Genomic DNA, 11422 nt, shown 5'->3' with positions numbered 1-11422 from the left:
TAGTAAGTGAAATTGGTAAATACCTGACTTTCTACTCCTAAAAGCCTGTGAGCATCCGCTTCACTGATCACTTCGATAGTGAAGTCTATTGCTTCTCCATCTCCATTACCTTCAGCCATAGGATGATCCATCATACTATTTCGGATTCTAGCTTGGTAAGTACCAGGAGCCATAGCTTCCCAGGTCATTGGCACATCTACAACACCGGTTTCTCCGTTTGGAATACCGCCGCCCCAAATCACATCGTTGCTCCAGATAATTTGCTCATCTGCATCAAAACATCCGTCTTGGTTAAAGTCAAGCCATACTGAATAGTAGTACTGATTGCTGTTTCCAGTAGGACCACTACTAACGGTATATTCACCTACCAATCCAGGATAAACAGTCAGTGTAGGATTGGTGATTACCTCATATCCATTCGGTGACATAGTGTTGGAAGTGTAAGTAAAATCGTAATCTGGGTTACCTATATCGATTCCAATTCCTGCAATTTCAATATTTGAAATATACACATCAGAAGTGGCTGCATCGTCATTGTAAGGATCTTGACAAGGTTCTGGATCAGCTTCATCCGTAGTAAACGGAGTACCCCCAAACCACTCGCTTTCATAACCTGGTTCACAAATTGTACGAACATAAACATTATAATCCGTATCAGGATCTAAGCCTGTTGCCGTATAAAAAGCATCATCAATCACCTCGGTCCTCATTCCGTCTTCCGGACTCTGGCCTATAGTAGTGATTGAAACCTCCCAATAATCATCTGTTGCATCAGCCGGGGTCCAAGTGATATCTGCACTGTTTTCAGTGATGTTATCAATGCTTGTAGCCGTTGGCATCGGACACTCATCTGCTTCATCAGAAGTAAAGGAAGTACTTGTCCATTCACTGTTTACATCATCGCAAATAGCTCTTAGATACAAGTCGTATTCCGTATCAGCTTCCGTATCTATATAGTACAAGTTGGTATTTCCAGTAGTAACTTGACTACCACCTGGATCGCCGGGACTGTATGGAGAAATTCCCCAAGTTATCTCATAATCATCGGCATTTCCTGACCAAGTAACTTGAGCGGTTGTAGGCCCCATCACGTTAACCGCAAGGTTAGTAGGCGATTCACATTCTGGTCCTGCTCCACAAGAAACAGAAATCGTAAAGCTACCTTGACTTGAACTCCAGTCGTATGTTCTGATAACGATTGTTCCATTTGAATCAGGCGTATATGTAATAGTTTCTTCATCACCCGGAGAGAAACCATTATCGGCACAACTAATTTCAACCAAGTTATCACATTCACCACTGTAAATTGCAAGAACAGCATCATAGTCAGCACCTTGCACAGAAACGGTATATTCTGTTCCTGCTGTTACGTCAAGCGTGTAAAATACATCAGCTGGTGTACCCGTAGAGCAAGAAGGATTTCCAAGATCACTCTCAGTAGCATCCACAGTAGTTCCCTCAACTGAATCGCCACATAAAAGTGCAATTGCACCAGAGCAATCATCGTTATCAGGAACTGTTGCCAGTGTTGTAAAAGAAACTGGTCCAGCCCAATCGCTTACACCTTCTGCTCCACAATCGGAGCGGACATAAGCATCATACGCCGTATTCTCCATCAAATTATCTAAAGTTATTGGAGATGTTACCCCGATATCAGTTGGTGTACTGTTTTCGTCTGGAGCTGGATCGCCTGCTTCCACAAGATAAATATCACTTTGGGTAGCATCGGTAGTCCAGCTAAGTTCTGCACTGTTTTCCGTGATGTTATCAACTGCTAAATCAATGGGCGATTCACATTCTGGTCCTGCTCCACAAGAAACAGAAATCGTAAAGCTACCTCGAGTTGAACTCCAGTCGTATGTTCTGATAACGATTGTTCCATCTGTATCAGGCGTATAGGTAATAGTTTCTTCAACACCTGAATAGATACTATTATCGGCACAGCTAATTTCAACTAAGTCGTCACATTCACCACTGTAAATTGCAAGAACAGCATTATAGGCATAACCTGCCACAGAAACGATATATTCTGTTCCCGCTGTTACGTCAAGCGTGTAAAATACATCAGCTGGTACACCCGTAGCGCAAGAAGGATTTCCAAGATCACTCTCAGTAGCCCCTACCGTAGTTCCAGCAATTGAATCACCACATGAAAGTGCAATTGCACCAGAGCAGTCATCATTATCAGGAGGCGTTGCCAGCGTTGTAAAGGTTTCGGGGCCTGCCCATTCGCTTACACCTTCTGCCCCACAATCGGAGCGGACATAAGCGTCGTACGCCGTAGAGAGCGTTAGATTATCTAAATTTATTGGAGATGTTACTCCGGCATCAGTTGGTGTGCTGTTTTCATCTGGAGCTGGATCGCCTGCTTCCACAAGATAAATATCACTTTGGTTTGCGCTGGTTGTCCAGCTAAGTTCTGCACTGTTTTCCGTGATATCATCAACGGCTAAATCAGTTGGTGTAGGACATTCATAATCTTCACAAGTCATATCAACAGTTATTGTACCTTGGACTGATACGTAGTATGGTCGAACGCGGAAGTAATAGGTTCCCGCTTCGTTCACTGTATAGGACTCATCGATATCCGAACATGATTCGACTTCTGTGAGGTTGTTGCAATCGTCGCCTTTAAAAAGTTGCACGACGGCATCAAAAGAAGAATTTTCCGCAATGGTGTATTGCTGTGAACCATCTGAAGTAAACGAAAACCAGACATCTGCAGTTCCAGTCCCGGGACAGTCATCATCCTGAGAAGCTGTTGCGCCAACCATGGATTGTGTAATCTCATCGCCACAAGCAATTACCGTGGCATTACAGGCTTCGTCGTTATCAGGAGGGGTTGCCAGTTTTGTAAAATTAACTGGGCCTGCCCAATCGCTTATACCTTCTGCACCAGTTGCCTGCCAGGCAAAAGCTGTTCCCAGCAACAGCGTCAGCAGCAGCAGGGTTCTCTTCAGCGAAAATCGCTGGAAAATTGAAAATTTAGTTTTTGTTTTCATAATTAAAATATTTGGTTAGTTATATCGAAGGTTTTATCCACACTGGAAAGGAATCTTCAACTTCTCCCGTTATTTGATTTTTAAAAATTAAATTATAAAACACTTTCACTCACCAAGAGTCAGATAACAAAAAATTTATCAAATCATTTAAACATATAACTAATTAACTATAAGTACAATACAGAATTAGTACTGCGTGGATATGACTTAGAATTCGGTAGATATGACTTAGAATCTTGTTCGGTTCGCTTAGAATTTAGGGAAGGAATGACTGCCCCGCTTAAAAAGCTTTAAAGAGCTCAACCTATAGAAGAACGAAATGCTTATCGACATATTTAAAAGTATAAACCAAAGAAAGTTAGCAGTGTACTATGTTTTAATGGAGCGTTTGTTTATCTCGATAGGTTTGATCAAAAGGATTTTGAAGGTCAACAAAAAGGTACTCGCCATTGGAAGGTACAAGTACCATAGAAAGTCAGGGGAAGGCAAACAGTTACTCGGTCCTTATACTTCACAGCGAATCTTTGAGGTTTTTAAGCAGTCTCCAAATCCAGTGATAATTGTAAAGTAGTGTGAAACTTGAGTTAGATTTTAAAATGAAGAAGCCGTCTCAAAACTAATTGAAACGGCTTTTTTTATTTTTCTCTCGAACAGCTGACCGAACTTTAGGTTGCTGGTTTATACTCTTTTCCTTCTATGACCATTTTTGAAATAATTTCTCTCAGAATCTCTGAGGTTCCACCGCCAATGGGTCCTAATCTGCTATCACGCATCAAACGCGCCAATGGATAATCTTCCATATAGCCATAACCTCCTAAAAACTGAAGACATTCCGTCATTACCTCATCGGAAACTTTGGTGGATATCAATTTGCTCATAGTTGCTTCTTTTACAACATATTCGCCATCGTTCAATCGTTTTGCCGTAACGTAATTAAAAGTTTTACAAACTTCAATTTCACTGGCAAGCTGCGCAACGCGGTGACGTAAAGCTTGAAATTGTGAAATACTTTTTCCAAATGCCGTGCGCTCCTTCATATACTCAATAGTATATTCCAAAGCAAACTCGCTACGCGCATGCGCGTTGATACCCATAATAAGTCTTTCTAATGCAAAATGCTGCATTATATAAGGAAAGCCAGCGTTCTCTTCGCCCATTAAATTGGTAAGGGGAATTTCAACGTTATCAAAAGCTATTTCGGCAGTGTCGCTCGCACGCCAGCCTAGTTTGTCTAGCTTGGTTGCCGAAACACCTTTTACATCGCGATCTACCACAAAAATGCTGATCCCTTTATTCCCTAATTCGGGGGAAGTTTTTGCTGCAACAATAAGATAGTCGCTGTAAACCCCATTTGTGATAAAAGTCTTTGATCCGTTTAAAACATATTTGTCGCCTTTTTTTACAGCAGTAGTGCGCATTCCAGACACGTCACTTCCACCAAAAGGTTCTGTAATACAAAGACAGCCAATTTTTTCGCCGGTAATACTTGGTGCTAAATATTTTTCTTTTTGCTCGTGATTGGCTTCCTTTTTAAGGTGCGTCATTGCCAAATAGGCATGCGCCCACATAGCCGCAGCAAAGCCACCACTATTTATCTTTTGAAGTTCTTCCAAAAAGATCACGGTATAAAAAAGATCGAGATCCAAACCTCCATATTCTTCAGCTTGATAAATACCGAAGTATCCCATTTCTCCAAACTTCTCCCAAATAAAGCGTTCAATATGTCCTGTTTTTTCCCACTTATCAATATGTGGTACAACTTCTTTTTGCAGGAAATCCTGAAAACTCTTTCTGAAAAATTCGTGTTCTTCTGTAAAATACATTTTATTCATGACGGTGTGAAACTGAAAATTATAAGCCTTACGGCAATTTAAAAAATTTAATCAATGGACAAATATAGCTGAATTAGCTGTAACTTTCTTTCAGTCATTCCCTCAATTTTACCCAATTCTTGAATGGAACCAATTTCTTCGCGAAGCACTCTGAATTCCCAGATTTTCTTTGCCATTTCAAAAGAAATTCCAGGGATCGTTGAAATATCGGAAGCTGACGCATAGTTCACATTGATTTTATTGATTTCTTTAGGCGTCTTAACGGTGAAGATATTTAAAGCCCGTTGCACCACTTCATCATTTAACCCATAAACTTCATATAATTGAAAGTCGTTGGAAAAGCCGCCAAGTTTTTCACGATAGGAAACAACTCGCTTGCTAAGCGCTTCTCCAATGCCACTCACCTGCTGCAATTGCTCCTGTGTAGCTTTGTTAAGATCTGTTTTTTGTGTAAAAGATTTTTCAACAAAACCTTTTTCAGCTTGGTAATCAGTACTGGCTGCTTTTGGTTTTGGATTCGTAACCCAATCGGGAAATTTAAAATAGGGACTTATTTCATTTAGCAAAGAATCTGAAACACCCGTTACCTGTTTAAAATCTGCAATTGAATTGATCCATTTCCCTTCCTTTCTAAATTGAAGCAGCCGATCAATTTCTTCGTTAGACATTCCTAAGGCATAACCTTTATAGTCCGTGATAAAGTTAGGGTTAAACGGATATTTTTTCGGTTTTCTATTCTCTATTTCAACAATACGGAGCGAATCCAACTCTTTTTGAATGGAAACAATTTCTTCAGAAGAAGTATCTAAGGTGTTTTCGTCAGATCTATCTGCCGAGGAGGAAAAATCCATATACCAATACACACATAACAAGGCAATAATGAGTAGCAACAAAAGTAAAATCCCACTCCGTTGTTGCTTGTTGAACGTGAAGTGGGATTTTATATTCATATTAGTTTATTTAAACATCTTTAACTTCCTTGCTATCTTGATGAATTTTAGCATCCATTTTACCTATTTTGATTGCGTTTAGGTATTTCTTCAATTCCTTTTTCACCTGAGGTGAAAGAAGGACGAGCCCAATAATATTGGGGAATACCATGGCAAAAATCATAGCATCAGAAAAACCGATTACGGCACCTAAGCTAGAAGAAGCTCCTACAACCAAGAAGATCAAAAATAATATTTTATAGGTAGTATCTGAAACTTTTCCCTTTCCAAAGAGAAATTTCCAAGATTGAAGTCCGTAATACGACCAAGAGATCATAGTAGAAATAGCGAATAATATTACCGCAATTGTTAGAACAATAGAAAAATGAGGGATTGCGGAGTCAAATGCTACTGAGGTTAAATCGACACCGTTTATGGGTTGATTGGTTGCATTCAACATTACATTGCTTGAGGCGTCCAAATTCCCGTAGGTAAAAAGGTTGTGTTTCGCATTGGTAATAACGATTACAACTGCCGTCATAGTACAAATAATCACCGTATCTACAAAAGGCCCAAGTAAAGCGGTCAGTCCTTCACTTGCGGGATAGCGCGTTTTAACTGCGGAGTGTGCAATAGCGGCAGAACCAACACCAGCTTCGTTAGAGAAAGCCGCGCGTTGAAAGCCAACGATAAGCACCCCAATTACCCCACCAAAAGCGGCATTGGGGTTTATGGCTCCTTCCCATATTTCGTTAGCGGCAAAAGGAATCATATCGTAATTTATACCTAAAATAACCATCCCTGCTCCAACGTATACAATTGCCATAAACGGAACCACTTTTTCCGTAACAGAGCCTATTCTTTTTATTCCGCCTATTATCACCAAACCGACAATAACAGCCATTACCAGACCTACGTAAAGCCCCGCATTCGGACCATCCCAATCCATTAATTGCGTTAACTGCGCTGCGGCTTGATTGGACTGAAACATATTTCCACCTCCAAAAGAACCTCCAATACACATCACGGCAAAAAATATGGCCAATGCTTTACCTAAACCAGCCATTCCCATTTTTTTAAGTCCGCTGGAAAGATAATACATAGGACCTCCATATGTTTTTCCATCGGCATCAACTTCCCGGTACTTAACACCCAGGGTACATTCCACAAATTTGGAAGCCATTCCCAAAATTCCAGCTACAATCATCCATATTGTTGCGCCTGGACCTCCCAAGGCAATCGCAACTGCAACACCAGCAATATTTCCTAAACCCACCGTGGCGGACAAGGAAGCCGTAAGCGCCTGAAAGTGTGTAACCTCTCCAGGAACTTCCCCGGTGAGTTGCACCGTATCTACAATTTTACCATCCTTAACCTCAATCTCTTGATCTGCGGGAACGTGATGATCCAACTCGTCATATTTTCCGGCGGCGGTCTTAAGAGCGGTTTTAACATATCTTAAATTGACGCCATTGAAATAAAACGAGAAGAAAATCGCTCCCACCAATAATAGTATAATTACTATTGGCATATCCATCCCAGCTATTTCTACTGGATAAAAAATCAAATTAACTATAGGCGTGGTATATTCTGCAAAAACATCATCGATTTTTTGGCCAAGACTTTTTTGCTCTTGAGCGAATGTTATAAGGGGAATTAAAATTGTGATTAGGGAGAGAATAAACTTCTTCATAGTGGATTTTTAAGATGAAATGCTTCGTCAAATAAAACAGAGCAAGATGCTTAAAAAAAATCAAAAACTCAAAGGTTTACCGGGAAAATTGTTAACGATTCCTTAATTTTAATTCTTTTTTGATGAAAAATAATTTAAAGGTTTCGTTTCCAACACATATCATAAATGTGAAGTTAGACGTGAGAATCTAGCTATAAATCAAAAACAGAAGTTCTCTTGGTATTTACCAGGTCTTTCAATCTCAAAATAAAAGCAAAGGTAAGATACAGTGCAAAGCCAACGCCAAGAGTAGCGAAAGATACATAGATAAAAAAAAGACGGACACTTTTTGCCCGCATTCCCAATCTATCTGCTAGTCGGGAAGAAACATAAAACCCCCTTTTTTCGAGATAATAACGCAAGGAATAAATCGACTTCAACATAGGTGCAAAATACGAATATTAAGCCGTATTTTCAATATTCAAAAATCAAAAAATTAATTTTAAAGGTTTTCATTTTTATCAGCTTTCAATTCAGATCCAACAACAGCATTTCCAATGGCACATTGCAAACATTTGTTCTTATCACAATATTCAGCTTTCAGCTCCAACAATGCCTGACTCTGATACGCATTCGTTGAAACTTTTTTTAAAGAATTAAATTTTTTGACGATGCTGTTTTCTTCGGAAGAAATTTCGGAAGCTAATTGTAGTATTTCTTCTGAAACATCACGACCTTGTTGTACGGCATAACCAAATTTTATAGGGATGATTGTGTTAATTATAAGAAGATCTATAAAACTTTTGGTGATGCGTTTTTTACGTTCCGAAGAAGAAACGTCGAAGTTGTAGTGTGTATTCCAATATTCACTCGCACAAACATCAAAAAGTTCGTAAAAATCCTTTTTGTTTTGAATAGAAATTACTTGTGAAAACAAGTTACTTCTTTCAAAGTACAGCATGGCCAGTTGCGCCAATCGAATAGTTGGAAAATTGGGCGGTCTAAGTCTAAAGAACTTTGGAGTAATTAGGTCTGTATTGTTAAGAGTGTATTTATGCTTTAAATATTCGTAACTGGTTTTTAAAGTTTCGAAGTAATAATCCTCCTTCGCTCCTTCCAATAATCCCGCTTGTCCCATCAACAAAGCTTCCAAATCCTGTTGCTCTTGACTGCATTTTATTACTATTGAAAAGTCTACAGATTTAGCTACGCTGAAGAAAGATTCCGCATTCACTTTCAATCCAAAGTTTTTGCACAGCATTCTAAAAAGCAAAGCTTCCCAATGGTTTTGAGAGCTTTTTAATTCCTTTAGCAGAAATACTTCTTTTCTTTGAAGCCTTTCGAAATACAGACGCTCCAGCCAATTTTGAATAGTGAAATCATCAACGAGAGCAAAGTCATTTTCACAGTTGATCCATTTCTTTTCTTTTGAAAAAAGTTTTTGATATTTTTTCAGGGTATTTTTAGGAACCCACTTTTTCACCACAAATGTTGGAATTGCAGTTCCGTCCTTTCTAAAAATCTCGGCATCGTGCTCCCAAACAACGTGAAGAATTACATTGTCATAAGCTGGGTCAGTTTCGTGGTGGTGTGCGTACCAATCTGAAGATTTTAAATGTATTTCAACATTTCCCGCCCATAATTGTGCGTCTAATTCAATCTGTGAATTAAAGAAATCGGGGCCCGAGTTTAGGTTGTGGCTCCCTTGGTTCCGAATGTGTAGACTTTCATGGTTCGACGTATAAAATTCACCCACATCAAACTTCTGAAATTTCCACACGTAGTGTAGAAAATCCTCTTTCATTTGAAAATTATTTTAGGGGGAGTTCTATGTAAATATAAGGAAAAATTATTTTTCCTGCACCTCAGCCTTTTCAGTTGTACGCTGATTATCAGACTTTTTATCTATTTTTTCTGAAATAGGATCCACAAATAGGATCCGGTTCCACTTATAAAGTCTTCTACTTAGAAGCACATAACGGAAAACACCAATAGTCAAGAAAACAACGCAAACCACCAGCGCGATGTAGCCAAGCCAGTGAATATTATCAAAATCTTTGAGCTGAAGTATCCCAATACCGCCAATAAGGAGATAAAGCGACGAGCGGATATAGGAAAGCAACGTACGTTCATTAGCCAATTTGGTACGTTCCAAAGCCAAAATTTCATTTGTATTTGCTGGCACCGGCTTGGTGCGAAGGAATCTAAATAATTTTTGAGCCTCGTTTTTCATATTGCTTTAAAAATACAAATAATTTCGTTCGCCACGAATTCACGAATCAATTTATGTCGGTCTGTTAGTAGCAATAAAAAATGCTTATGCTATAAGAAATCAAACCTCGAATAAGATATCATTTTCTCTAAAAAACTGGATTACACAGATTTCATAAGAAAAACATTCGTGCATTCGGGGCAAAAAACTAAAGCCCACTTATTATATCGTGCTTGGTAATGATATTAAACTTACCATCGCCAAGATCTACCAAAACTGCATTATTTTCCTTGTGAATCAATTTTGAAATTTCTTCAATACTAGTGTTTTTCTTTACTATTGGAAAGGCTTTGTGCATTACTTCTTTAATAGGAAGATCGGCAACATTTTTGTTTTCGAGATATTTTCGAAGTAGATCCGTTTCGTCCACAGCTCCCACAAAGCCATTAGTATCTTCAACAGGAATCTGGCTGATGTTATATTTTTTCATCCGCTCGATAGCGTGGCCAACCAGCTCCTCTGTTTTTACAGTTATTAAAGGTTTGTCTTCGTGTTCCTTGATTAAATCCGCAGCATTTTTAGCTTCTTCTTCTACAAAACCACGTTCGCGCATCCATTCGTCATTATACATTTTACCCACATAACGACTCCCGTGATCGTGGAAAAGCACTACTACTACATCGTCTTTGGTGAAATGATCTTTTAATTGAAGTAATCCCTTTATCGCTGCTCCTGCGGAGTTTCCTAAAAAGAAACCTTCCATTTTAGCAAGTTTCTGCGTGTATATGGCAGCGTCTTTATCCGTCACTTTCGTAAACCCATCAATTACACTAAAGTCAACATTCTTTGGAAGAATATCTTCCCCAATGCCTTCGGTGATATACGGATAGATTTCATTTTCGTCAAAAATACCGGTTTCGTGATATTTTTTGAAAACACTCCCGTAGGTGTCTATTCCCCAAACTTTTACGTTGGGATTTTGTTCTTTTAAATATTTACCAACTCCGCTAATAGTTCCGCCAGTACCAACACCTACAACAAAGTGAGTAACTTTTCCATCCGTCTGTTTCCAGATTTCCGGCCCTGTACTTTCGTAATGTGCTTTGGTGTTGCTAGGATTGTCATATTGATTGACATACCAACTATTCGGCGTTTCTTCAGCCAGTCGTTTTGAGGTAGAATAATAGCTACGCGGATCTTCGGGTGCAACGTTTGTTGGACAAACGATAACTTTACTCCCAACGGCCTTAAGAATATCGATTTTTTCCTTGCTTTGTTTATCGCTAATTACGCAGATCATTTTATAGCCTTTAACAATTGCGGCAAGCGCAAGCCCCATTCCAGTATTTCCAGAAGTACCTTCAATGATGGTTCCTCCTGGTTTTAAACTGCCATTGGCCTCAGCGTCTTCAATCATCGTTAAAGCCATCCGGTCTTTAACCGAATTCCCCGGATTAAAAGTTTCGTATTTGGCAAGAACCAAAGCGGGGATATCCCCAATTATTTTATTGATTTTCACCATTGGTGTGTTGCCGATGGTTCCCAAGATATTTTCTGCGTATTCCATAGATTTTTTTAAAGAAAAGAACTCCTTCGCCGTACAACTTCGCTAAAGCTACGTAGCACAAGGGCTTCGGAGTTTGGGGACAAAGGTACAATTTAATGCTGAAAAGAAAAGCTAGAACAGGTTTTCCATCTATGCTGAAAATCTACTGCCCATAGGTAAAAACCTAATCGGTCTGAGGCTTATTCAACCTTACAGACAGCTACTGAGC

At 39.3% G+C, this 11422-nt stretch carries 9 protein-coding genes; 1 reads left to right on the top strand and 8 read right to left on the bottom strand.

Annotation, left to right across the window (positions count from 1 at the left end):
• The coding region (locus tag G440_RS20470; protein WP_034260035.1) for a fibronectin type III domain-containing protein at positions 1 to 3002 on the bottom strand (3002 nt) is incomplete at its 3' end.
• Between the two features lie 319 nt (positions 3003 to 3321).
• Here G440_RS20470 and G440_RS0119075 point away from each other — a divergent pair.
• On the top strand, positions 3322 to 3573 hold the full coding sequence (locus G440_RS0119075) for a hypothetical protein (protein WP_026452753.1): 252 nt from the start codon (positions 3322 to 3324) through the stop codon (positions 3571 to 3573).
• A gap of 94 nt (positions 3574 to 3667) precedes the next feature.
• Here G440_RS0119075 and G440_RS0119070 read toward each other — a convergent pair whose 3' ends face one another.
• The 7 genes from G440_RS0119070 to G440_RS0119040 all read right to left on the bottom strand — a co-directional run bounded on the left by G440_RS0119070 (position 3668) and on the right by G440_RS0119040 (position 11214).
• Positions 3668 to 4834, bottom strand: a complete 1167-nt coding sequence (locus tag G440_RS0119070; protein ID WP_026452752.1) for an acyl-CoA dehydrogenase family protein — start codon at positions 4832 to 4834, stop codon at positions 3668 to 3670.
• 47 nt (positions 4835 to 4881) lie between these two features.
• Positions 4882 to 5784: a ComEA family DNA-binding protein gene (locus G440_RS0119065; protein WP_026452751.1), complete on the bottom strand. Its 903-nt coding sequence runs from the start codon at positions 5782 to 5784 to the stop codon at positions 4882 to 4884.
• A gap of 10 nt (positions 5785 to 5794) precedes the next feature.
• Positions 5795 to 7456: an alanine/glycine:cation symporter family protein gene (locus G440_RS20465; protein ID WP_034260033.1), complete on the bottom strand. Its 1662-nt coding sequence runs from the start codon at positions 7454 to 7456 to the stop codon at positions 5795 to 5797.
• A 191-nt stretch (positions 7457 to 7647) separates the two neighbouring features.
• A complete protein-coding gene (locus G440_RS21560) occupies positions 7648 to 7878 on the bottom strand; it encodes a PspC family transcriptional regulator (RefSeq protein WP_026452750.1) in 231 nt (76 codons plus the stop codon).
• A 59-nt stretch (positions 7879 to 7937) separates the two neighbouring features.
• Positions 7938 to 9239, bottom strand: coding sequence for a DUF2851 family protein (locus G440_RS0119050; RefSeq protein WP_026452749.1), 1302 nt, complete (start codon positions 9237 to 9239; stop codon positions 7938 to 7940).
• A gap of 45 nt (positions 9240 to 9284) precedes the next feature.
• Positions 9285 to 9668, bottom strand: coding sequence for a DUF202 domain-containing protein (locus G440_RS0119045; protein ID WP_026452748.1), 384 nt, complete (start codon positions 9666 to 9668; stop codon positions 9285 to 9287).
• A 187-nt stretch (positions 9669 to 9855) separates the two neighbouring features.
• Positions 9856 to 11214, bottom strand: coding sequence for a pyridoxal-phosphate dependent enzyme (locus G440_RS0119040; RefSeq protein WP_026452747.1), 1359 nt, complete (start codon positions 11212 to 11214; stop codon positions 9856 to 9858).
• Between the last annotated feature and the right edge of the window lie 208 nt (positions 11215 to 11422).

This window comes from Aequorivita capsosiphonis DSM 23843, assembly GCF_000429125.1.
GTDB lineage: Bacteria > Bacteroidota > Bacteroidia > Flavobacteriales > Flavobacteriaceae > Aequorivita > Aequorivita capsosiphonis.
This window is presented reverse-complemented; position numbering and strand designations above follow the sequence as displayed.

Excerpts from the sequence above, each read along its gene's own strand:
- G440_RS0119050 (WP_026452749.1), bottom strand. The coding sequence starts at position 9,239 with ATGAAAGAGGATTTTCTACACTACGTGTGGAAATTTCAGAAGTTTGAT.
- G440_RS0119075 (WP_026452753.1), top strand. The coding sequence starts at position 3,322 with ATGCTTATCGACATATTTAAAAGTATAAACCAAAGAAAGTTAGCAGTG.
- G440_RS0119070 (WP_026452752.1), bottom strand. The coding sequence starts at position 4,834 with ATGAATAAAATGTATTTTACAGAAGAACACGAATTTTTCAGAAAGAGT.
- G440_RS20465 (WP_034260033.1), bottom strand. The coding sequence starts at position 7,456 with ATGAAGAAGTTTATTCTCTCCCTAATCACAATTTTAATTCCCCTTATA.
- G440_RS0119065 (WP_026452751.1), bottom strand. The coding sequence starts at position 5,784 with ATGAATATAAAATCCCACTTCACGTTCAACAAGCAACAACGGAGTGGG.
- G440_RS0119045 (WP_026452748.1), bottom strand. The coding sequence starts at position 9,668 with ATGAAAAACGAGGCTCAAAAATTATTTAGATTCCTTCGCACCAAGCCG.
- G440_RS21560 (WP_026452750.1), bottom strand. The coding sequence starts at position 7,878 with ATGTTGAAGTCGATTTATTCCTTGCGTTATTATCTCGAAAAAAGGGGG.
- G440_RS0119040 (WP_026452747.1), bottom strand. The coding sequence starts at position 11,214 with ATGGAATACGCAGAAAATATCTTGGGAACCATCGGCAACACACCAATG.